This window comes from Sinobaca sp. H24 (assembly GCF_023845525.1).
Genome location: NZ_JALBWT010000001.1, coordinates 199,720 through 221,920, shown reverse-complemented (window position 1 = coordinate 221,920; position 22,201 = coordinate 199,720). Strand labels below are relative to the sequence as shown.

Annotated in this window: 20 protein-coding genes, 5 pseudogenes and 1 riboswitch; of the genes and pseudogenes, 16 read left to right on the top strand and 9 right to left on the bottom strand. The window is 43.9% G+C overall.

Features of this window, described 5'->3' with window-relative positions; all coding sequences use genetic code 11:
- Positions 1 to 5 precede the first annotated feature (5 nt).
- The 4 genes from MMY81_RS01285 to MMY81_RS01270 all read left to right on the top strand — a co-directional run bounded on the left by MMY81_RS01285 (position 6) and on the right by MMY81_RS01270 (position 3,712).
- A complete protein-coding gene (locus MMY81_RS01285) occupies positions 6 to 1,511 on the top strand; it encodes a thiamine pyrophosphate-binding protein (protein ID WP_308215193.1) in 1,506 nt (501 codons plus the stop codon).
- Between the two features lie 113 nt (positions 1,512 to 1,624).
- Positions 1,625 to 1,984 (top strand): winged helix-turn-helix transcriptional regulator, encoded by a 360-nt coding sequence (locus MMY81_RS01280; protein ID WP_252311313.1) that lies wholly within the window; start codon positions 1,625 to 1,627, stop codon positions 1,982 to 1,984.
- Positions 1,985 to 2,101: 117 nt separating this feature from the next.
- A complete protein-coding gene (locus MMY81_RS01275; protein WP_252311312.1) occupies positions 2,102 to 2,938 on the top strand; it encodes an SDR family NAD(P)-dependent oxidoreductase in 837 nt (278 codons plus the stop codon).
- 84 nt (positions 2,939 to 3,022) lie between these two features.
- Complete coding sequence (locus tag MMY81_RS01270) at positions 3,023 to 3,712, top strand: YqcI/YcgG family protein (RefSeq protein ID WP_252311605.1); 690 nt, start codon at positions 3,023 to 3,025, stop codon at positions 3,710 to 3,712.
- 28 nt (positions 3,713 to 3,740) lie between these two features.
- Here the strand turns inward: MMY81_RS01270 and MMY81_RS01265 are convergent, their stop codons facing one another.
- A complete protein-coding gene (locus MMY81_RS01265) occupies positions 3,741 to 4,322 on the bottom strand; it encodes a uracil-DNA glycosylase (RefSeq protein WP_252311311.1) in 582 nt (193 codons plus the stop codon).
- 97 nt (positions 4,323 to 4,419) lie between these two features.
- Positions 4,420 to 5,046, bottom strand: a complete 627-nt coding sequence (locus MMY81_RS01260; RefSeq protein WP_252311310.1) for a uracil-DNA glycosylase — start codon at positions 5,044 to 5,046, stop codon at positions 4,420 to 4,422.
- Positions 5,047 to 5,144: 98 nt separating this feature from the next.
- Between MMY81_RS01260 and MMY81_RS01255 the strand changes: the two genes are divergently transcribed.
- Positions 5,145 to 5,915 (top strand): TSUP family transporter, encoded by a 771-nt coding sequence (locus MMY81_RS01255; RefSeq protein ID WP_252311309.1) that lies wholly within the window; start codon positions 5,145 to 5,147, stop codon positions 5,913 to 5,915.
- A 38-nt stretch (positions 5,916 to 5,953) separates the two neighbouring features.
- Here MMY81_RS01255 and MMY81_RS34805 read toward each other — a convergent pair.
- Positions 5,954 to 6,004, bottom strand: a pseudogene (locus MMY81_RS34805) (hypothetical protein); the annotation flags it as partial.
- 215 nt (positions 6,005 to 6,219) lie between these two features.
- Between MMY81_RS34805 and MMY81_RS01250 the strand changes: the two are divergent.
- The 6 genes and pseudogenes from MMY81_RS01250 (at position 6,220) to MMY81_RS01225 (ending at position 10,909) form a co-directional block, all read left to right on the top strand.
- The gene (locus MMY81_RS01250) at positions 6,220 to 7,434 is read left to right on the top strand and encodes a BglG family transcription antiterminator (protein ID WP_252311308.1); all 1,215 of its coding nucleotides are present in this window, start codon (positions 6,220 to 6,222) and stop codon (positions 7,432 to 7,434) included.
- Positions 7,434 to 8,045 carry a PTS sugar transporter subunit IIA gene (locus MMY81_RS01245; protein WP_252311307.1) on the top strand — a complete coding sequence of 204 codons (612 nt, stop codon included), beginning with the start codon at positions 7,434 to 7,436 and terminating at the stop codon, positions 8,043 to 8,045. Before MMY81_RS01250 ends, MMY81_RS01245 begins: the two co-directional genes overlap by 1 nt.
- Before the next feature lie 19 nt (positions 8,046 to 8,064).
- On the top strand, positions 8,065 to 8,970 hold the full coding sequence (locus tag MMY81_RS01240) for a ketose-bisphosphate aldolase (RefSeq protein ID WP_252311306.1): 906 nt from the start codon (positions 8,065 to 8,067) through the stop codon (positions 8,968 to 8,970).
- Between the two features lie 23 nt (positions 8,971 to 8,993).
- Entirely contained in the window at positions 8,994 to 9,476 is a 483-nt protein-coding gene (locus tag MMY81_RS01235) for a PTS sugar transporter subunit IIA (RefSeq protein ID WP_252311305.1), read from the top strand.
- A 2-nt stretch (positions 9,477 to 9,478) separates the two neighbouring features.
- A pseudogene (locus MMY81_RS01230) lies at positions 9,479 to 9,795 on the top strand (PTS fructose transporter subunit IIB).
- Between the two features lie 19 nt (positions 9,796 to 9,814).
- Positions 9,815 to 10,909: a PTS fructose transporter subunit IIC gene (locus MMY81_RS01225; RefSeq protein ID WP_308215192.1), complete on the top strand. Its 1,095-nt coding sequence runs from the start codon at positions 9,815 to 9,817 to the stop codon at positions 10,907 to 10,909.
- Between the two features lie 52 nt (positions 10,910 to 10,961).
- On the opposite strand, the gene MMY81_RS01220 is transcribed toward MMY81_RS01225, so the two are convergent.
- Complete coding sequence (locus tag MMY81_RS01220) at positions 10,962 to 12,128, bottom strand: M20 family metallopeptidase (RefSeq protein ID WP_252311303.1); 1,167 nt, start codon at positions 12,126 to 12,128, stop codon at positions 10,962 to 10,964.
- Between the two features lie 206 nt (positions 12,129 to 12,334).
- Here MMY81_RS01220 and MMY81_RS01215 point away from each other — a divergent pair, with 206 nt between their 5' ends.
- Genes MMY81_RS01215 through MMY81_RS01205 form a run of 3 tightly spaced genes read left to right on the top strand, consistent with a single transcriptional unit; the run spans position 12,335 to position 14,600 of the window.
- The gene (locus MMY81_RS01215; RefSeq protein ID WP_252311302.1) at positions 12,335 to 12,790 is read left to right on the top strand and encodes a UvrD-helicase domain-containing protein; all 456 of its coding nucleotides are present in this window, start codon (positions 12,335 to 12,337) and stop codon (positions 12,788 to 12,790) included.
- A complete protein-coding gene (locus tag MMY81_RS01210; protein ID WP_252311301.1) occupies positions 12,787 to 14,367 on the top strand; it encodes an ATP-dependent helicase in 1,581 nt (526 codons plus the stop codon). Before MMY81_RS01215 ends, MMY81_RS01210 begins: the two co-directional genes overlap by 4 nt.
- A 38-nt stretch (positions 14,368 to 14,405) precedes the next feature.
- Positions 14,406 to 14,600: a cold-inducible protein YdjO-related protein gene (locus MMY81_RS01205; RefSeq protein ID WP_252311300.1), complete on the top strand. Its 195-nt coding sequence runs from the start codon at positions 14,406 to 14,408 to the stop codon at positions 14,598 to 14,600.
- 307 nt (positions 14,601 to 14,907) lie between these two features.
- On the opposite strand, the gene MMY81_RS01200 is transcribed toward MMY81_RS01205, so the two are convergent.
- Both MMY81_RS01200 and corA read right to left on the bottom strand, forming a co-directional pair.
- The gene (locus MMY81_RS01200) at positions 14,908 to 16,620 is read right to left on the bottom strand and encodes a pyruvate oxidase (RefSeq protein WP_252311299.1); all 1,713 of its coding nucleotides are present in this window, start codon (positions 16,618 to 16,620) and stop codon (positions 14,908 to 14,910) included.
- Between the two features lie 124 nt (positions 16,621 to 16,744).
- A pseudogene (corA, locus tag MMY81_RS01195) lies at positions 16,745 to 17,659 on the bottom strand (magnesium/cobalt transporter CorA).
- Positions 17,660 to 17,793: 134 nt separating this feature from the next.
- Positions 17,794 to 17,896: riboswitch (TPP riboswitch) on the top strand.
- Positions 17,897 to 17,976: 80 nt separating this feature from the next.
- Here corA and MMY81_RS01190 point away from each other — a divergent pair.
- Together MMY81_RS01190 and tenA are read left to right on the top strand one after the other, a co-directional pair.
- Positions 17,977 to 19,258: pseudogene (locus tag MMY81_RS01190) on the top strand (acetylornithine deacetylase).
- A gap of 2 nt (positions 19,259 to 19,260) precedes the next feature.
- Positions 19,261 to 19,929: a thiaminase II gene (tenA, locus tag MMY81_RS01185; RefSeq protein ID WP_252311298.1), complete on the top strand. Its 669-nt coding sequence runs from the start codon at positions 19,261 to 19,263 to the stop codon at positions 19,927 to 19,929.
- 97 nt (positions 19,930 to 20,026) lie between these two features.
- On the opposite strand, the gene egtD is transcribed toward tenA, so the two are convergent.
- The 3 genes and pseudogenes from egtD to egtB all read right to left on the bottom strand — a co-directional run bounded on the left by egtD (position 20,027) and on the right by egtB (position 22,154).
- Positions 20,027 to 20,995: an L-histidine N(alpha)-methyltransferase gene (gene egtD / locus MMY81_RS01180; protein ID WP_252311297.1), complete on the bottom strand. Its 969-nt coding sequence runs from the start codon at positions 20,993 to 20,995 to the stop codon at positions 20,027 to 20,029.
- Positions 20,996 to 21,160: pseudogene (locus MMY81_RS01175) on the bottom strand (ergothioneine biosynthesis protein EgtB); the annotation flags it as partial.
- 13 nt (positions 21,161 to 21,173) lie between these two features.
- Positions 21,174 to 22,154: an ergothioneine biosynthesis protein EgtB gene (gene egtB, locus MMY81_RS01170; protein WP_252311604.1), complete on the bottom strand. Its 981-nt coding sequence runs from the start codon at positions 22,152 to 22,154 to the stop codon at positions 21,174 to 21,176.
- Between the last annotated feature and the right edge of the window lie 47 nt (positions 22,155 to 22,201).

Sequence of the window (22,201 nt, the reverse complement as noted above, 5' to 3'; positions counted from 1 at the left end):
CTGGTATAGAGCCTGTTATTACGAAGCATGAAGGAGCAGCAGGCTACATGGCATGCGCGTACGCCAAATATTCCCAGTCTTTAAGTGTTTGTGTTGGAAGCAGCGGCCCGGGAGCGACAAACTTTATCACTGGAGCAGCCAATGCGATGAGAGAACAGCTCCCGGTTCTATTTTTAACAGGAGCAGTACCAGTAGCCTCCAGAGGCTTGAATGCCTCCCAGGAGCTGAATGTATCGGATGCTTATGAAAGCCTGACAAAATACAGCGTCACAATTCCAACGGCAGAAGCGTTCATGCCGGAAATAGAAAAGGCTGCGGCTATTGCTCTGGAGGGGACCCCGGGACCGGTTCATGTTGCGCTTCCTATCGATCTGCAGCTCACCTCCGTAGAACAGGGGGCACTGCTGCCTTTTCCTTCAAGAGAGAGACGCACACCAGACATGGAAATTGTTCAACAAGCAGCAGCTCAGCTTAACTCCTGTGAAAAAGGTATTATTTTTGCCGGGCAGGGTATCCGTCAGTCCGCAGACGAGGTGGAGGCATTAGCAGAAAAGCTCCAGTGGCCTATTGTGACAAGCCCTCAGGCGAAGGGAATTATTCCTGATTCCCATCCGGCAATGAAGGGGATTTTTGGATTTGCCGGAGTGGAAGAGGCTTCTGAGATTATGAATGATCCGGTCTATCAGACCATTCTAGTACTCGGTTCAAGCCTGGGAGAAACGGCAACCAATAACTGGAATCCATGTATATCAACGGGTCGTTATGTGATTCAAGTAGATCATGACACAGGTGTATTCGACCGGAAATACCCTGTCGATCTCCGTGTGCATAGCGATCTTGCTTTATTTCTTCGTCAGCTTCAGCCTCTGCTGAAAACAAAGTCTCTTCTTCAGGAAAACAAAGAGGAACCGGAGTTAAAGCAGGAGGAGTTTAATACACAGACGGTACTTCATAAGGTACAGGCTCTTCTTCCGGCTGATACGAGATATGTGGTTGATATAGGGGAATTTATGTCCTACGTTGTCCACCATATGAAAGTGCTCGAGAGAGATACGTTTGATATAAATGTGCATTTTGGAGCGATGGGAAGCGCAATTGGAGGAGCCATTGGTGCAAAAATAGCACAGCCGGAAAAGCCCAGCGCCTGCATCACCGGAGACGGATGTTTTTTCATGCACGGAATGGAAATACTTACAGCCAAAGAGTACAATCTGCCTGTCGTGTTTATTGTTATCAACAACGCCCGGCTGGGAATGGTTCATCACGGGCACAGCCTTCAATATAAGCGGGTTCATAAACGTTTCAGCCAGAAGCCGGTTTCTATTAAAGCGATGGTGGAAGCAATGGGAATTCCTGCTTTTAAAGCATCAAACCTTGAAGAACTCGATGAGCTGATACAAAAGCCGTTTCTTGAAGCAGACGGGCCATCCCTGCTGGAAATAGAACTGGTTGATGAGCAGGTACCGCCAATGGGAGACCGGGTAAAGTTTTTATCGTCTTTCGGTAAATAAGTAATAAAAATACGTATTTTTTTCTGATTTAGAAAATAGAGTGCTTTGAACCCTTACAGTTGACATTTGCGTTGTGATATAATATAGAAAACGCAAAGAAGTGAGGAATTATCATGGCACAATCAGATAAATGCACAACCGATAAATGCATGATTACGAACGCGATGGACCTGCTCGGCAAAAAATGGGTCGTTCTTGTCATGTATAAGCTGCTTAATGGGCCGCGCCGCTTTACGGAGCTGGAGGCAGACATGGCAATCAGCGGCAGGTTATTATCCGAGCGTCTAAAGGATCTGGAAGCGGCTAACATGGTAACCCGCAGGATCTATCCGGAAATTCCGCCGCGTGTGGAATATGAGTTAACTGAGAAAGGCAGGGGCATTGAACCGGTTATTAAAGAAATTTATGCCTGGGCTGAGAAGTGGGAAGCGGCTGACCTGGAACACGATAAACATCTTGTGGATCACAAATAAACGTTCTGTGGAGAATTTTCTCCATGGAACTTTTTTTTAGAAAAAAAGTGGATTCGCTTGTAAGTAGAAGAATACGGGTATAGGGAGGAAATGGAATCTGACAGAAGAGGTGTAGAAATGAAAAATATCGTAATTACAGGAGCAACCGGCGGAATAGGACGCGATGCTGCCCGCATTTTAGCCAATCAGCACCACCGCATACACATTATTGGGCGAAGCAAAGAAAGAGGGAGATCTACAGTAGAGGCACTAAAACGGGAAACCTCGAACCCGGATATTTTTTTCTATCAGGCAGATCTTTCTATTATGGAAGATATTGAGGCTGCTGCAGAAAGCCTGAAGAATAAACTTCCCGTCATTGATGTACTGATTAATAATGCCGGTGCTCTTTTTGAAAAGCGAACAGTAACGAAAGAACGGTTTGAAGAAACGTTTGCTTTAAACTATTTAGGTGTGTTTCTGCTCACTCATAAATTACTGCCGCTTATGAAAAAAAGCACAGAGGCACGGATAGTTAACGTGTCCTCTGTCGGCCATAAATTTGCACGATTTGAGCCGGATAATCTACAGGGAGAGAAAAAGTATGGAGCGATGAAAAGCTATGCAGGGGCTAAGTTGTATTTGAACATGTTTACATATGATTTAGCGGCCCGGCTCGAATCTGAAAACATTCAAGTGAATGCCATGCATCCGGGTAATATCTCAAGCGGCTTTGCCATGAACAACAAAGGTCCCTACCGGCTGCTTCACTATTTTACAAAATATGCAGGGGATTCGCTGCAGCAGGGAGCGCAATTGGAAGCAGACCTGGCCGTTTCTGAAAGCTACAGCGGAATGACAGGTAAATATTTCACGCCAAAAGGAGAGCAGGCATCGTCTGCGGCTTCCTACAATAAAGAAAATCAAAAAACACTGCGAAAGGTGTCCGAATCGATGCTTTCTTCTTATATATAACGTTTGATTTCTGACCCTTCGGGTATGGAATAGCAATACGGTGTAAGGAGGAATTCATTGAAAACATTACTCACAAAGCAGGACATGGAAGAAGGAAAAGATCTTCCGGAATGGCTTCTGCAGGAATACCGCACATTCCACGATACTGTAACCGATGCTTCATTCCCGTGTTATTTTGGAATGAAAGCAGAGAATAAAGGCGAACTAAGGTATGCATATATAGAGCATAAGGACTGGTCAGCTCTGCCGCAGGCGGTGGGGGAATTTCTGGAATTATTCGAGGAGCCGCCCTTCACCAGACACGGTTTGTTTGTATTTGTAGAACCCGAAATAAATGAAGGTTCGATGGATCAGTATCGAAACCAGTTTTGGGATATTCTTCAGTTTCTTCATGAAAAAGACACACAAAGCTGGCCGGGTGATAAGCCAAGAGATCCGGAGCATTATTTATGGGATTTTCATTTTCAGAAAGAACCTATCTTTGTGTTTGGCAACGCTCCGGCTTACAAACAAAGAAAAACCCGTGATCTTGGAAAGAGTCTGGTACTGGGATTTCAGCCCCGCAAAATATTTGAAGGTCTTGAGGGAACAGAAAAAGGCGGTATTATGTCGCGCGAAAAAGTAAGAGAACGCGTAGAAAAATGGGACAACCTTCCAAAGCATCCGGATATCAGTCATTTTGGAGACCCGGAGCATAATGAGTGGAAACAATTTTTTATTGGCGATGACGCAGAGCCCATAAAAGGCAAGTGCCCGTTTCATTATGATAAATAGAAAAAAAGCAGGAACTGTTCCTGCTTTTTTATTTTGTGCTCTCGGCGGTTGTCTGCCTCAGGCATTCCCGCAGTCTGCATAAATGTTCGTACATAGCGCTTTCAAGGGAACGATTATATAAAAGAGCGGCTGGATGATAAATAGGGAATAAAAGATGTTCTTCAGCGGACCATTGGTATTCGTAGCTGTCCGGTGAAGTGAGCTGGAGCACACTTCGTTTTTGGAGCCTGCCGGTGACAGAAGACATTTTGGGGTTGTCTCCGGTCAGGCGGCGGTATGCTACCTTGCCCATTGGAACGAGAACCCTCGGCTGGAATGTCTGAATTTCATAATCGAGCACAGGGGCATGGGCCGCTGCTTCTTTTAAAGTCGGTGTTCGATTGTATTTTTTATTTGGATTGCCGGAAGCATTTCCCCATTTGTAAGGCCGGCTTCGTACGGCACTTGTAATATAGACATCTTCCCGGGAAAGACCGAGGTAATCGAGAAATAAATTAAACTCTCTGCCGGCTCTTCCGGAAAAGGGAATTCCGTTATGAAACTCCGTTTCTCCTGGGGCTTCTCTCGATAAACATGACCTCTGGATGTAAAGGTCCGATGCCCGATACAAATCCTTCGCAAGGATAAGGGGCTAATCGTTTTTTGGCAGCGTCTATTAATTCTTCGGGGAGCATAAGAACACGTCCTTTACATTAGATGAAAAGCGATTAAAAGGTGTTGTCGGCCAGCGTCTTTTTCAATTTGTCCAGATGAGCGTATATAGTCTGGTCAAGAGAACGATTATATAAAGAGGCAGCCGGGTGGTACAGTGGGAAGATGGAATACTCTTTTTCCGACCAGACGTAGCTTCCGGATTCCCTGGAATACTGTCTGATGGGAGAACGAATGAATTGTCCCGCCGCATCCGTCATCGCAGGGCTTTTCCCGAGTAGACGCCAGTACGGCGTTTTCCCCATCGGAAGCAGCACGGCCGGACAAGTATGGCGGATTTCATAATCAAGCAGCGGCGCATGGGCCAGGATTTCCTTTTTGGAAGGGGTTCGATTGTATTTGCGGTCTTCTCCGTTTTTTTGTTTTATCGTATAAGGCCTGCTTTTAATCGTACGGGTCACATAAACGTCTTCGAGCACGTAACCAAGATACTCGATGTATTGAAGAAACTGTTTTCCGGCACGTCCTCCAAAAGGGTCTCCTTTGTATATTTCCGTTTCACCCGGTGCCTCCCCAATGAAGAAAAGATCCGGTTTGGCAGGATTTTCGCCATTAAGAAATCCTTCGCACGGGTAAGGTGCCATTCGTTCTTTGGCTTCGACAACCAATTTTTCCGGCAGCATAATGAAAAAATCTCCTTTCCAATAGAAATGATATGTCATTTTCTGTATAGTATAAAAGGTCAGTAAATAGGAATAAATAAAGAGCAGGAGTTTTACATATGGAAGATATATCACTCTACGTTATGCTGTTTCTAATTATAGCAGGGTTTCTTGCAGCTTTTATTGATTCCGTGGTTGGCGGAGGCGGGATGATTTCCACGCCGGCTCTGCTGGCTTCGGGATTGCCGCCTTCTACAGCACTTGGAACAAACAAATTAGCCAGTACAATGGGATCATTTACGAGCATGATCTCCTTTATGCGAAACGGACAGATTAATAAACGCCTCGTTTGGATTTTATTTCCGCTCTCTTTTGGAGGTTCCGTGTTTGGGGTGTTCATTGTCCAGCTGCTTCCGCCGGATGTGCTGGAGCCGATTATTTTAGTCCTTCTTATTATAGTAACCATTTATACGATTTTAAAACGCGATTGGGGCATGGCCTCCACATTTAAAGGAATATCCATGTCGCTGCTCATGTTTGCCGGAACTGCAGCTTTTGTTATTGGCTTCTATGACGGCTTCCTGGGAGCGGGAACTGGTTCATTTCTTTTATTTGCCTTTCTTATGATGGGGTTTAATTTCGTCGAAGCCGCCGGCAATGCGAAGGTGCTTAATTTTGGAAGCAATATTGCAGCGCTCATTACGTTTATCAGCTTTGACTCGGTACATTATATTTACGGTATTACGATGGGGCTTTCGATGGTAGCCGGAGCCTACCTGGGTGTGAACTTTGCTATTAAAAAGGGTGCCGCCTACGTGAAGCTGCTGTTTGTCGTTGTTACCGTCGTGCTGATTGCCGTAAATATATGGGAGTATATGACGGCTTCTTGAAAGCTGTATCATAAAAGATACTTTATAAATAAAAAATATCATATCAGTAAAATACCCTCGCCCAAAAAATGGTGAGGGTTTTCTACAGTTGTTGAGCTTTTTTAAAAGATATTTAAAAGAAGGGCAGCCAACTTCATGCTTAAATTCTTTTTTAAGTAGCTAGTTTATGTAAAAAAATTTACTATTAGATATATGTTTAAAAGCTTAATCGTAGATTTTGAAAGCGCTTCCTAAATAGTTAGGAAGAACTTTAATATAGTGATACTGAATATAATTTTTTAATATATGCATAGGGGAGAAAATAATGAAAAAACGTCACATTAAGTTACTGCAGCTGTTAAATAGAGAGGAGGAGTACATCAGCGGAAAGATGCTGGCCGAGATTCTGGGAGTTAGCGTTCGTACAGTTCGAAATGATATTCGCGACTTAAATGAAAGTTATTTAACAGAAGCGATTATTGAATCGAATAATCGATTTGGCTATAAAATATGTGGAGAAATAAGGATACTAAAAAATTTGAATGAAATGGATCCCGATATAAGAGCTTTTTTCATTATTAAATTGCTTAAAAAAAGTAATAACTGGCTCACCTATCAGGAAATAGCTGACTGTCTGTGGTTTTCTCCTCAAACCATTAGCACAGACATTCAAAAAATAACAGAAATGATTAAAGAAAAACATTATCCTCTAACACTGCATACAGAAACTTTCCGAGGCATCATGCTTAGCGGGCATGAGTGGGGCAAGCGCCAGTTAATGGCCTCTCTGGCCATTCGATCATTTGCTTCAATGGATGAATGTAAACAGATTCTATTCTTTTTATTTGAACAGGAGCTTGAACAGGATTGTATGGAGGAATTAATCCGTTCGATGACCTCTTTTTTGCAAGAGAATGAAGCAACTTTTAATTTGTACACCTGGCCTGCTTTAATGATTCATGTTTGCATACAGCTGATTTCTCCCCCTGTAGAGCATTGTGAGTGGCTTTTGGATAAAGACGATCCCTCTCTGACATTAGCTGAAACTATCGTAAATACCTTATCAACGAAAAGAGTGCCTGATAATAAGGTATCTGAAATATACTACCTTGCATCTCAAATAAAAGGATTGAAAATTCTACCATGTTCGAAAGTACAGCAGACAAATATTGATGAATTAAAACATCTTACGCAGCAGACGCTGCAGCTGGTTGGCGATAGATACGGATACGAATTGCTGAAGGATGACCAGCTCATCATAGGTATTTACATGCACTTACTTGATACGCTTCAAGTTCTGCATTACAGCCTGCCGGTTTATAATCCTTATCTTAATCAAATAAAATCCGATTATATTCAAGCTTATCAAATGTCTATATTTTTTGCGGAGATCATGGGAAAAAAAATGAATATATTTATACCGGAAGAAGAAATAGGATACATTACTCTCCATATAGAGGCAGCTATAGAGAGAATAGATACGCTCTCTCTATCCATGTTGGTCTATTGCAAACAGAAAGCAGTATTATCAGCACATTGATGAGACAGAAAATAGAGAAAAACTTCAAGCAGATTCATATTGAAGATATTTATGAGTGGAAAGATACCACATCCATACCGGACAGTATTTCCTTTCTGCTTTCCACACAGCCAATTGTAATTCCCGAAAAGAAAGTACTTGTGGTCAATCCTATATTACAGCAAAAAGATATTTCCAAAATAAAACAGACGATTACACCAAATGTGATTCAAGAACACATGGAGCCAGCTAAGTTTATTTATCTTAACGAAAAAACCAAGCAGGGTTTTTTAAAAGCAATGACTGAAGAATTTAAACTGGAACCTTTTTTTGAAGGAATTATGGATAGAGAGAATCTTTCTTCCACAGAAATTGGAAACAAGATAGCTGTACCTCATCCCTTATTTTCAGCTCATGTACCTGCCTCATCTATTTATATTGGCGTGAATGCCAGAGAACTGGACTGGGGCCATAGCAATGTAAAAGTAGTATTCTTGATTATTTTAAGTGAAAAAGACGAACTGCGATATGAATATATTTACAGAGAAATCTATCAAATTATGAAATATCGGGACATGATGGACCGCTTAATGAAGGTAAAAACGTATGAAGATTTTATTCAATTACTATAAAAAATCAGGAGGTCTACCTATGTTAATTAATATGAAAGAAATGCTGAGTGTTGCCTATAAAAATAAATTTGCTGTCGGCTCTTATAATGTATCCAATAATGAACTCCTTCGAGCCATCATAGAAACTGCTGAGGAAAAGCAGTCACCTGCTATTATACAAATTCATCCAAATGAACTCGATCTTGTAGGAGATGATTTTACTGCCTATGTTCGAGAAGCTGCCCATCATGCCAGTGTTCCAATTGTTATACATCAAGACCACTGCGACACTATTGATGGAACTATACGGGCCCTTAGAAATGGGTATACTTCCGTTATGATAGATGGATCGCATCTTCCATTTGAAGAAAACATTGCCTTGACTCAGAAAGCTGTAAGTGTCGCACACGCTGTAGGTGTATCTGTGGAAGCTGAACTTGGTACTATCGGAAACAATGAAGGAAGTTCAGAAGGAGGAGCCGATCATATTTTATATACTGAGCCGGAACAGGCAAGAGAGTTTGTAGAACGGACGGGGTGTGACACGTTGGCAGTGGCTATAGGAACTTCCCATGGGTTTTATCCTAAACACCTTCAGCCGAAAATTCAGTTAGACCGCTTAGAAAAAATATATAAATTAGTTGATATCCCGTTAGTTCTTCATGGAGGATCTGATAATCCAGATGAAGATATTCGGAACTCTACAAAATATGGAGTAGCTAAAATCAATTTATCCAGTGATATGAAAAGAGCGTTTTTTGATCAATTGCGTACAACCTTGGAAGAAAAACCAAATGATTTCGAGCCGGATATTCTTTTTCCTGAAGCTAATAAAGCAGCAAAGAGCCTGTTAGGCAGGAAGATGGATTTGTTTGGATCATCCGGAAAATCTCCTTTGTATCATATTGGGGAGCTTAGAGAGAAAAAAATGGCAGTTGTTGATTAAATATAGAACAGGAGGACAACACGATGCAGAAAGAAAAACTAGATTTAAAAGAGTTAATGAATGAACATACTATTAACCTTCATTCCAGGGCGGGTTCTAAAACGGAAGTGTTGAAAGAAATGGTCAGCAAATTAGAATCAATTGGAAGCGTTTCTGACGCTTCCAGTTTCTTAAAAGATGTTTATGCTCGGGAAAAGGAAGGATTTACAGGTATTGGGAGTGGAATAGCTATTCCTCACGGGAAATCTGAAAGCGTTATCAAAAATACCATTATGATTTATCGTACTGATCAGCTTATAGAGTGGGAAACTCTCGATGACCTACCTGTTCGTGTTATTATCCTGCTGGCAGTAAAAATAGAGGATCAAAATAACCTGCACCTGAAAATGCTCGCTTCTATTGCAGGCTCGCTTGCAGACGAAACGAGATGCGAAAGAATTACTAAAGTTGAATCAAAGCAAAAATTAATACAAATACTAGAACAAAATGAACAAGGAGAGGATTAATAATGAAAATAGTAGGAGTCGCTGCATGTACAGCTGGGATAGCACACACGTATCTAGCAAAAGAAAAAATTACAGAAGCATCAAAAAAGCAGGCCATCAAGTAAAAATAGAAACTCAAGGAACAATTGGAACCGAAGATGAGTTGACAGCCGAAGAAATTAAAGAGGCGGATGTTGTTATCATTGCAGCAGATATAAGCATATCAAATAGAGATCGATTCGAAAATAAGGTTGTGCTTCAAATACCTACACATGTAGCAATGAAATCGCCTAAGGCATTGATTAAGAAAATTGAAGAAGAGATTAATACTAAGGCTTAATCAAAAAGGAGACGAGAATCTGATGAAAAATGTTGGCTTTATTATTAAAAAACATTTATTGACTGGCATTTCATATATGATTCCATTAATCGTCGCATCTGGTATTTGTATCGCCCTTGCCCAAATATTTGGAGGGATAAATGTTTCTGAAAATGAAGGAACACTTCCTTATTTTTTAAGCCAAATCGGGGGATGGGGAATGTCGTTAGTTGTTCCTCTTATTGCTGGAGCAATTGCTATGTCAATATCGGACAGACCGGGGCTGGCTCCAGGATTAATTATAGGATTTATCGCTAACGAGATAGGCACTGGATTTATTGGAGGAATTATAGGCGGGTTTCTCGTTGGGTATGCAGTTATTCTTATCAAAAAATATATTCGTCTTCCTAAAAGTATGGAAGGTTTAATGCCTATTATGATCATTCCCGTACTTGCTACGGTAATCTGTGGTCTTTTGATGATCACTCTAATCGGACAGCCAATTGCAGCTTTTCAAAGTACCACTCTTAATTGGCTGCAGTCTATGGAAGGTGGATCTAATTTTATTTTAGGATCTATCCTCGGAGCAATGGCGAGCTTTGACTTTGGTGGACCAGTTAACAAAACAATGTCTCTCTTTGCTGACGGCTTATTAGTTGATGGGGTTTATGGTCCGCAGGCTGTAAAATTTATCGGTTCGATGGTGCCGCCTTTTGGTATTGCTCTTTCATTTTTATTTACTAGATACAAGTATACAAAGATGGAACGAGAAACGCTCAAAGCCGCAGTGCCAATGGGTGTATGTATGATTACGGAAGGAGTTATACCTATAGCTGCAAGAGACATTATTCGCGTGGTTGGCTCCTGCTCTCTAGGAGCGGCTATTGGAGGCGGATTGTCCATGTCTTTAGGAGTAGGGAGCACGGTTCCTCACGGTGGACTATTAGTGGTTCCTTTAATGATCCATCCCTTGTATTTTCTGATGTGTCTCGGTATAGGGAGTTTGGTAACAGGAGTAACATTATCTTTATGGAAGCCAGCAATAAAAGCAGAAGAGGAAAATATGGTAGAAGAAGAAGAGAATAATATGGAACCGGAACTCATCGATATAGAATTTAAACGCGGAGCTCAATAATTTAGCTTATAGAGTAGAATAATAAAAAGCTCCCATTGAGGAGCTTTTTAGTTTAGCCATGCTGCCTGTTAAATTCGTCTTTCACTTTATGAAGCAGTTCAGGCTGATCAAGCAGATCTAATGCGGTCATAGCCATAGCCGCTGCGCCCTTCAGCATATCATCAAATCCGCGCCGGCTGCGGGCAGCCTGTTCAAATCCAGGAGTATGACACGCATAGTCTTCGTCTGTAATCTGGATGTATGGATGAATAGAAGGCACAACATGGCTGACGTTTCCCATATCGAGCGATCCGCCCCCGTCCTTTTGCTCCCGAACCGCTGACAACTCTACACCTGTTTCGACTAATCGGTTTGTGAACGTAGTGGAAAGGGTTTCGTTGGTTGTCATGTCGTCATAAGAAAATTCGTAGTTGGAAATATCAAGAGTGGTCCCGGCCGCAAGAGAAGCTCCACGCGCACAGTTTTTCACTTTTTCGGTAATCTCATCAAGATCTCGTCTTCTTCCGGCCCTTACATAAAAGCGGGCCTCCGCATAATCCGGAACAATATTGGCCGCCTGACCGCCTTCGGTAATAATACCGTGAATACGAACGTCGGCAGGCACATGCTGGCGCAAGGCGTTAATGCTGTTGAAGGTGTTAATCACTGCATCAAGAGCATTGATGCCTTTTTCCGGAGAAGCCGCTGCATGGCTGGATTTTCCCTCAAATGAAAACTGTACAGCATCCATAGCAAGAGACGTTCCGCTTTTTTCATAGTGGCTGTAAGGATGAATCATCATAGCGGCATCCAGATGATCAAAAATACCATTGTCAGAAAAAGGTACCTTGGCTCCGCGGGTTTCTTCAGCAGGGGTGCCGTATACATAAAGAGATCCCGACCTCTCATCCATAGACTTGCTCGCAGCAATCGCTGCGGCTGCAGCCATCGTGCCAATTAAATTATGGCCGCAGGCATGTCCGAGTCCAGGCAGCGCATCATATTCAGCCATAAAAGCAATATGAGGACCGGGAGTGCGCCCTCGATAAACCGCTTCAAATGAAGTAGGAATACCATCAATACCGGTTGTGACGTCGAATCCGTGCCGCTTTAGAAGTTCCACCAAAGCAGCAGACGCTTTGAATTCCTCATGTCCGAGCTCCGGATGGTTTCCTATGTATTCGCTTATTTTATAAAAATCTTCTTTCCATTTTTCTAAAGTCTGTGTAACGTGGTCCATTCGATACAGCCTCCTTTCTGCTAGTCTAGCATAGGAAAAGAAAGATCGGCATGCAGAAAGAAATAAAGATAATTTCCGCATAAGCACTGCCGGACAGGGGACATGAAGATTCCTTCCTGCAGTAATGCCTGCTGGTAACCGGCAAACGTGGTAGAATAAAGAGTAGCATAATGATATGTCGCATACTACGTAAAATTGGTGATAGCATGGAAAATACATCATTTGAAAAAACACCGTTTGGAATCGTCAGTCCAGTTGTTCCGGAGGCAGACATTGCCCGGGAAGAATCAGGCACCATACAGGAAGAAAGCGCAGAAGCAGATTACTCCTATTTCCAGGCGCTTGAACAAAAGGGAACCGCTCTTAATCGAGCCCAGACGAAAGCCGTCCGGCACGGAGAGGGGCCTTTTCTTGCTCTTGCAGGGGCAGGTTCGGGTAAAACGTCGGTTCTTGTCTGCCGAACCGGATATCTGCTCGCTGTGCGGAAAATACCAGCTGCTCAGATTCTGCTTGTAACCTTCACGAAAAAAGCAGCCGAAGAGATGAAGCAGCTATTTGCGCTGCCCGGTATCTCCGCTCAGGCAGTACGTCAGCTTCAAATACGGACCTTTCATTCTTTTTTCCTGCAGCTGCTGCGCGGCAGGGATATGATCAGAAGATGATGACAAGTGAGCGGTTTAAGCATATTATCATTAAAAAAAAGCTGAAAGAAGCGGGATTTGATGGGAAGTATCAGCCGGAAACCCTGCTTTCATTATACTCTTCTTATCGAATGAATAATCTTTCCCTCGCAGAAATGCCTGCTAAAACCCCGATGGAAATCGAGCAAAAAGGGGTTTTCCGCAGGTACGAAGCCTGGAAAAAAGAAGAGCATCAGCTGGATTTTGATGATATTCTCTGTCATGCATACGAACTGCTCTGCGAATCCGAACCTCTGCTGAAAAAGCTGCAGGAACGATTTCAATATATTATGGTAGATGAATTTCAGGATACCAATCCGCTGCAGTATGAAATGATGAAGATGCTTTCTGCAACGCACAAGAACTTATTTGTAGCAGGTGATGATGATCAGACAATTTATTCATTTAATGGAGCGCAAAGTGAAATCATCCTGGAATTTGATAAGGAATTTCCAACAGCAGAAATCGCTACACTCGATATTAATTACCGATCGACATCACCTATTACAGGATTGGGAAATGAAGTTATCCGGCATAATACGAATCGACGGGAAAAGACACTCAAATCTACAGTCTTATCTCAAACATATCCGCTTTATTTCCGGGCGGAAACGACAGATGAAGAAGCGAAGCTTGCCGCCGCTGATATTCTTCATAAAGTACAGAACGGCAGCCGGTCCTTTGCTGACTTTGCCATTCTTCACCGCACCGCCAGTGTAAGCCGTGCTATGTTTGAACAGCTTACGCTCCACCAGATTCCTTTTTTGTCTTTTACGACAGTGGATCAAATGTTTTACAATCAGTGGCCGATCAAAGCGGTAATGGATCACCTGCGTCTTGCTTTGAACCCTTATTATAACGATGCACTGCCTGAAGTGCTCCCCACGTTATTTATTAACAGGGAAAAAGGAATGCTTCATATCAAACGTCTAGAGGCTGTAGGGGAGCAGGCAGAGCCGCTGGAGATGCTTGAATCTCTCGGCGGACTGCGCGCTTTCCAGGTGAGCAAACTGCAGGAGAGAGAGCGTCTGCTCAAACAGATGAAACCAATGAAGCCAAAACAGGCAATAAAGAAAATGCGTGAAGCGTTTTATGATTCTTACCTGGAAGCTAATGAAGCACAGGCGGAAACAATGCATAAAGAAGGCGTGAAAGAAACGCTGGATGAACTCGAGACGTCTGCCGGCCGATTTGATTCGGTTCTTGCTTTTGTATCCTTTGTAGATGATATGGTGGAAATGTATAAAGGCATGCAGAAAAAAACGCAGTCCGCCAAAACAGATGCAGTGTCGCTTATGACAATTCATCGGGCGAAAGGTCTTGAATTTCCGGTCGTCTATTTAATCGGTGCATCGGAAACGATACTGCCGCATAGTTCTGCAGTAAAGGCTGCCGGATGTGGAGATTTTATAAAGAAGAGTAATGAAAGTGAAGAAAAAGCAATAGAGGAGGAACGACGCTTAGCTTATGTCGCTATCACAAGGGCAAAAGAAGAGCTCTATATCGGTTCCCCCGCCCAATACGCGGAAAAGCTGTGGAAGTATCCCGATTTTTTTTAGAAGCTTTCCCACATGCGACCCAAAAAAGGAGCCAGCCCATGGAACAGTTGCCGGAAGAAAGAAAAATAGTAAAAGCGTGGTTATGTACGAACGAGGATTGTATTGTATGGGTGAAAATTCAAACCCAGGAAGACGATACGCTTCAGGAAAAGACATGCCCTATCTGTAAATCAAAAATGGAAAAAGGCGAAAAAGAAGTTATTATCGCGCAAAGAAGAAACAACAGAAGATAATAAGAAAAGCGGACACATCCGTTAAGCCCCAGAGCTCCTGGAGCTCCTGCAAGAAGAGCCTGCGATTCGCTGACAGGAGGGAAGGAGGCTCGAGGGGCTGGATGTGGAGCTGGACAACAAGAAAGGAATAAGAGTCCTGGTCAGCCGCAGAGATTTCTGGAAAGTTCGCGCAGGAAGCTCTGCTGCCGAAGCGTAACCTGAAGAAGCGGCAGCGGTTGGACTCTTATTCTGGACAAAGAAAAGCGGACACATCCGTTAAGCCCCAGAGGCTTTTAAGAATGGATAAAAAGAAAAGCCTAAAGCGGTGTTAAAGTCGCTTTAGGCCTTTTTTTATAGGGGGAATGGTGGTGGAGCCTTTGGAAAACATGCTTTTGATCATGTATTGTCCATATTGGATCCCCTGATGATAAGACACTTTACCGGGAAGCGGCGGGATATGCTCGACATGAGCGTCAATAACGACAGGAACCTCACTGGTGGATGCCTGCTTCAATGCGTGCCGGAGCTCTTCGCGTGAATCAGCTGTATAGCCGATCCCCCCGCAGGCGCGGGCAAACGCTGCATAATCTATATCACTAATATCCGTTGCTTCAGGCTGATTGCCCATTGCCTGCTGTTCAAATTCAATCATCGAAATTTTTTCATTATTGAATACGACCATAATAATGGGGAGCTTATATTTTACAGCTGTTACAAAATCCTGCATGCCCATCGAAAAACCGCCGTCGCCGACAATACCAATCACCTGGCGGTCAGGAAAAGCAAGTTTTGCTGCAATCGCTCCGGGCAGCGAACAGCCCATCGTTGCAAGCCAGGAGGAAATGATCATCTTTTGCTTATTCAGGTGTAGATAGCGGGCGGTCCAGACTGTAATACTGCCCACATCGAGAGAGACAATAGCATCATCTTCCAACATACGCTGGATCTCAGCCATGGCCTGCTGAGGCTGCAGGAGCTTCGTTTCTTTATCAATGTCCTGCTGGAGTTCGTCGTTCCAGCTTTTCCGTTTTTTAATACAGCTTTGCAGAAAATCATCCTCTTTTTCTTCAAGCCCATTCGTGAACCATGGGAGAATCGAGCGCAGATCTCCTATAAGTCCGACCCGGGAAGGGTAATATTTCCCGATAACAGAAGAATCAATATCAATTTGGACGGCCGGGGTGTTCTCTGGAAGAAATTCACGATAAGGAAATGCTGTTCCAAGCAGGAGGAGCAGATCGGCTTCCTGTATGGCTTCATAGGACGGCTTTGTCCCAAGCTGTCCGAGCTGGCCCATATTGTGTGGATGATCATCCGGGATCATTCCTTTAGCCGGAAGGGAAACGATAATAGGTGCTTTGATTTTTTCAGCGAAAGCCAATACTTCATCGGCTGCACCTTCGGCTCCCTTTCCAACGAGAATAGCAGGTTTTTTTGATTCGTGTATATACGCCGTTGCTTCTTTGAGGTCTTTTTCCTCCGGACGTATAACAGGAGAAGAATAGATGGGGGACGTCATGGCTTCTTTTGATTTCACCTTCTGGCTGAATAAATCATCCGGAACAATTAGAACGGCCGGGCCTTTTTGGGCGTAAGCTGTACGTATAGCCTGATTAAGCATATCCGGAAGCTGCTCGGCTGTCTGGACGCGGCGGTTGTATACCCCTACGTCTTCAAACATCGCTTCAAGCTTTAACTCCTGAAAATGATCGGTTCCGACCATTGTGCTGCTGATTTGTCCTACAATAGCAAGGACTGGTACTTTGTCTTTTTTTGCGTCGTAAAGTCCGTTCTGCAGATGAACAGCTCCGGGACCTGCAATGGATAAACAGACACCAATCTGATGAGTAAGCTTGGCATGTGCTGAGGCCGCAAGTGCCCCTGTTTCTTCGTGTCGTATTTGAATAAAACGAATGTCTTCCTGTTTTCGGAGTTCTTCCATCAGTTCATTAATAGAATCACCCGGCATTCCAAAAATCCGGTCTACCTGCCACGTGTGTAAAAGATCAATCACCTGTTTACCGGCTGTTTGTTCGAGCATTAGAACATCCCCCGTTTCATAGTGTTATATAGGTTAAACCATTCCCTGTTCACGGACTATTAAACAATTCTTTCCAAACGTAGAGGTCTTATGCTACTTAAAAATATTGAACCAGCCTTTCCATTTAAACAAAAGCAAAAACGCCTGCTGTGCCGGCCATCGCTGCGAGAGTAATAAAATAGCCGTTATCTGCTGAAAGCTCCGGCATGTTCGTAAAGTTCATACCATACAGTCCGGCAATAAAGGTAAGCGGAATAAAAATAGTAGAAACAATAGTCAAAGTCATCATAATTTCGTTCATTCGATTGGAGTTGATCGTCTGATAGTTGTCCCGCATATCAGAAGTCATCTCGCGGTTCGATTGAATGAGTTCAGTCTGTTTTAATAAGTGATCATATATGTCCCGGTAGTATGCCTTATGTTCCGTAATAAGTTCCAGGCGCAGGTCAAGCATCCGGTAAAGAAGATCCCGCATTGGTACGATAGTCCGGCGCAGCTGAAGAAGGTCTCCGCGGATATCAAACACTTCATCAATCAAAGCCCCATATGTTTTGTCCGCGTCTTTTTCTTCAATTTCGTTCAGGCGGTCTTCCATTTGATAGAGAGGCGGGAAGTACGCGTCAACCATCTTATCGATAACAGAATAAATAATGTAATATGGCCCCTTATCACGAAAATCAGCAGAGGCCAGGGCCTTTTCCCAGACTGCATCTATCTCCGGCGAGGCGCTTAAGTGAAAGGTCACGACAAAGTTACTGCCGGAAAGATATCTACTTCTTTTTTAGCAAAGGTGTCCTTCTGAAGCGAATGCATGACAAAAAAACTCAAAATCTTCATAGTGATCGTATTTAGGGCGCTGCATGGAATGAAAGCAGTCTTCCACAGCGAGCGGATGAAAAGCAAAATCCTGTTCCAGCCGGGAAGCTTCTTCATCCGCAGGGTCTCTAAAATCAGCCCAGAACCATTTAATCGTGTTATCTGCCAGCAGCACAGAAATATCTTCATTTTCTTTCCACTCATTATGTATCGTAACCGCCATTGTGCGAATCATGGACGTGCTCCTTTCTGTATCTTAACCAACATATATAAATAGCCTATTTGTCACCAGGTCAAACATGCGGTTGTATGAAAACGCAATATATGATTTACTGGAAATACAAATGAATAATCACGCATCACTTCTAGGGGAGCTGTATAAGCTGAGAAAAGGAGACATCCTTGACCCTTATTACCTGATCTGGTTCATACCGGCGGAGGGAAGAAGCGGAAGACGGTTTCGTTGTCTTTGCTTCTTCTTTCAGGAAGAAGCTTTTTTGTATTCTAGATGCGAATCAGCCATTTGATGGGGGAGCAGAGATAATGACAGAACTATCCGGACTGTTAACACATATGGAAGAGAAGCAGGAAGATCTTCTCGAACTGGTGAGGACCTTAATTTCTTACAAAACACCGGCACCACCGGCAAGATACAGCAGAGATCCAGGCGTTTATTGCTTCGTATGTAAAAGAAATGAACTATGAGGTCGACACCTGGGACGTTTACCCCGGTGATCCTAACGTTGTAGCGACGAAAAAAGGAACCAGTTCATCCAAATACCACAGTCTTATACTGAACGGACATGTCGATACAGCAGAAGTGGAAGGATCAGAATGGACAACAGACCCATATCAGGCAGAAGTAAAAGATGGCTGGATTCAGGGGCGCGGGGCAGCCGATATGAAAGGCGGGCTGGCCGGAGCTTTATTTGTGCTGCGTATGTTCCATGAACAGGGAATAAAGCTTCCAGGTGACCTGACGCTGCAGTCAGTCATTGGAGAAGAGGTTGGTGAGGCAGGAACGCTTGCCTGCTGCAGGCGCGGCTACACAGCAGACTATGCGCTCGTTGTAGATACGAGTGATCTTCACATTCAGGGCCAGGGCGGCGTGATTACCGGATGGATTACGATCAAAAGTCCGGAGACGTTCCATGATGCCATGAGACGGAATATGATCCATGCAGGAGGCGCAGTAAGGGGAGCCAGTGCAATTGAAAAAATGATGGTTATTATCCAGGGCCTGCAGACGCTGGAAAGACAGTGGGCTGTAGAAAAGAGTTACCCCGGCGTTCCGGCCGGAGCTAACACGATTAACCCGGCCGTCATTGAAGGGGGAAGGAACGCGGCGTTTGTAGCAGATGAATGCCGGCTTTGGGTGACGGTTCACTTCTACCCGGATGAAACACATGAATCTGCCGCTGCAGAAGTAGAAGCACATATACGGAATGTGGCATCAGGAGATCCCTGGCTGCAACATCATCCTCCTGTATTTGAATGGGGCGGTACGTCTATGATTGAGGACCGGGGAGAAATTTTTCCATCGCTTTCGGTTGATAAAGAACATAAGGGGACGAACATGCTGGCAGACTCCCTGGAGAAAATATCTGGAGAAAAAGCAGTCCTTGATGTTTCTCCCACTGTAACAGATGGAGGGTGGCTTGGAGATGCCGGTATCCCAACAGCTATCTTTGGACCGGGGACGCTTTCGAATGCACACGCCGTGAACGAACAACTTTCTATTGATCAGCTGCTTACATTTACGAGAACGCTTGCCGTTTATATATACGAATGGCTGCACTCAGAAAAGAACGAGGAGGAATAGATATGTCATTCAGCCGCACGCTTCAGCAGAAACTGGAGCCGATCTGGACCAAAAACCACAGCCATCCATTTGTTACCGGGATGGGAGACGGGACATTGGACAAAGATGCATTTCGTTATTTCATGATTCAGGATTATTTGTATTTAAAAGAGTATTCCCGCTTGTTTGCAATGGGAACGATGAAAGCCCGGACACTAAAAACGATGGGGGAGTTCGCCGATCTGCTGCAGTCTACTCTGAATGAAGAAATGCAGCTGCACCGGGAATACAGTGCTAAGCTGAATATTACAGAAGAAGAACTGGAGCAGGCAGAGGCAGCCCCTGTCACTTTGGCTTATACAAGATACATGCTGCATGAAGGACAAAGCGGCGGGCTCGCCGAGCTGACAGCGGCCCTGCTTCCGTGTATGTGGAGCTACGCAGAAATCGGACGGGATTTAAGCCGTATACCCGGCGCTGCTGAGCACGAGTTATATGGAGAATGGATACGGATGTACAGTGATCCTGGTTTTCAGGAGCTTGCCGACTGGTGCATTGCTCTGTTGGATGAACTGGCAGAAGGGAAGCCTCAGCATGAACTCGACAAGCTGGAAGAAATCTTTTTAACGACAACTAAATTTGAGTATTTGTTCTGGGATATGGCCTATCATCATAAAACCTGGCCGGTATAATAGAAAGAAACACGAATCGAAAAAAAACCTCGGATTCCTAAAAAGGGATCCGAGGTTTTTTTGTTACGACTTCTTTTGAGGCAGCTCTTTTTTTGATTTAAGGTTTTTTTAACAAGAATACCCCAAACCATTCGTTTTCATCGGTCCAGAATGCGTCGACTTCCAAATGTGCCTGGTCGACAAGAGCAATAAATTCAGAAATGGAAAACTTATGCGAGTTTTCCGTATGAATGGTTTCGCCTTTGGAAAAATGAAAGGTGTGCTCTTCCAGAGAGATGAATTGTTCTTTATTGCTTTGAATATGCATTTCGATGCGCCCTTTTTCCTCGGAATAAAAAGCATGATGCATAAAATCGTCAGCATGGATGCCCGCATTCATTTCCTTATTCATACGTTCCAGAATGTTTAAGTTAAAGGCAGCCGTAATCCCCTTTTCATCATTGTAGGCTTTGTGAAGAAGGGAGGTGTCTTTCTTTAAATCGACACCAATCAAAATCTGCCCATCTGCCGCAAGCTCACTTCCAAGCGACTGCAGAAAATCCGTGGCTTCTTCTCTTTGGAAGTTGCCTATTGTAGAACCTAGAAAACAGATTGTTTTATTGATTTCCAGGTCCTCGTGCAGAAACTCCAGCGTGCTCGTGTAATCTGCGCAGATGCCGGTAACTTCCAATGCCGGATAATACTTCAGCACTTGTTCTGCCGTATCCTGAAGGGCGCTGATCGATATATCGACCGGTTTATAAGCTGCAGGCTTGTCCAGGAAAGGAAGCACCTGATTAATTTTTTCGAAGCTTCCGCTGCCGAGTTCAATAATATGAGCCTGTCCACCGATCGCCGCAGCAATATCAGGGCCAAAATCGTGCAGGATTTCCATTTCTGCCCGGCTTACATAATACTCCGGCAGCTTTGTAATGGCATTAAATAATTCACTTCCTGTTTTGTCGTAAAAATGCTTAGCAGGAAGGGTCTTGGGCATCTGTCCAAGACCGGCAATGACATCATCTTTAAAAGAAGACAACTCAGGCTGCAGATCTACTAACGTATAAGGAAGGTTTATTTTTTTCATTTATTCATCCCTGGCAAGACGGATACCGCTGAACTGCCAGCGTTTTTCAGGTGGAAAGAAATTTCGGTACGTAGAGCGGATGTGTGCCTGAGGTGTGGCACAGGAGCCGCCGCGCAGTACCATTTGGTTACTCATGAATTTAGCATTATATTCTCCGAGTGCCCCTTCGAGAGGACGGTTATTTGGATAAGGAGCATAAGGGCTTCTCGTCCATTCCCATACGTTCCATAGACCTGATGCGGTCTTCTACAGGTGCAGGGTGATAAGCCTCTGACTCTACAAAGTGTCCCTCTGGCGGATGATCACGGAAGGCATGCTCCCATTCCTGTTCTGTAGGAAGCCTGAATCCGGCCCAGCGGGAAAAGGCGTCTGCCTCATAATAGCTGATATGAGTCACTGGTTCTTCCGGATTCACTTTCTTTAATCCCTGGAGAGAATAGGCATACCATTCTCCATCGTGCTTTTCCCAGTACAGCGGGGCGTTCCACTGCTCCGCCTTGACGATGGCCCACCCTTCAGACAGCCAGTAGCCGGCTTCTGTATAGCCGCCGTCTTCTATGAATTCCATATATTCTCTGTTGGTTACAGGCACCGAGGCGATGGAAAAAGGATGAATCCAGTATTTGTGTACAGGACGTTCATTATCGAAAGAAAAATGAATGTTATTCGTTCCTATTTCAGTAAGGCCTTCCTCAAATGTCAGCCATTCTCTCGCCGCAGCAGTACCTCCGCCGGTTCGTTCTGGAAAGACGGCAGGATTTGTTGGATTAATAGAGAAGTTGTATTTAGTATCTGTAATAAGAAGTTCCTGATGCTGCTGTTCGTGCTGAAGACCAACTTCCATTAAATCAGCAATTTCTTCTGTGAGAGGGGTATTAAGTAAAAAGGCTTCTACTTTTTGTTCTACATATTCACGATAAGCAAGCGTTTCTGCTACCGTAGGCCTGGAGATAAGCCCGCGCTTTGATTTCGGAAAAATTTTCCCCTGTGTTTCATAATAAGAGTTATAAAGAGCGTTGGAGTCTTTGGAAAACTCTACATAATCATCTGCATGGTTTTTCAAAATAAATTGCTCAAAGAACCAGGTTGTATGGGCTAAGTGCCATTTTGCGGGACTTACGTCATCAGAGGCCTGCATCATATAATCCTCTGTTTCCAGAGGGGCGGTGAGATGAAGCGTTTGTTTCCGGATCGTTTGAAAATCGG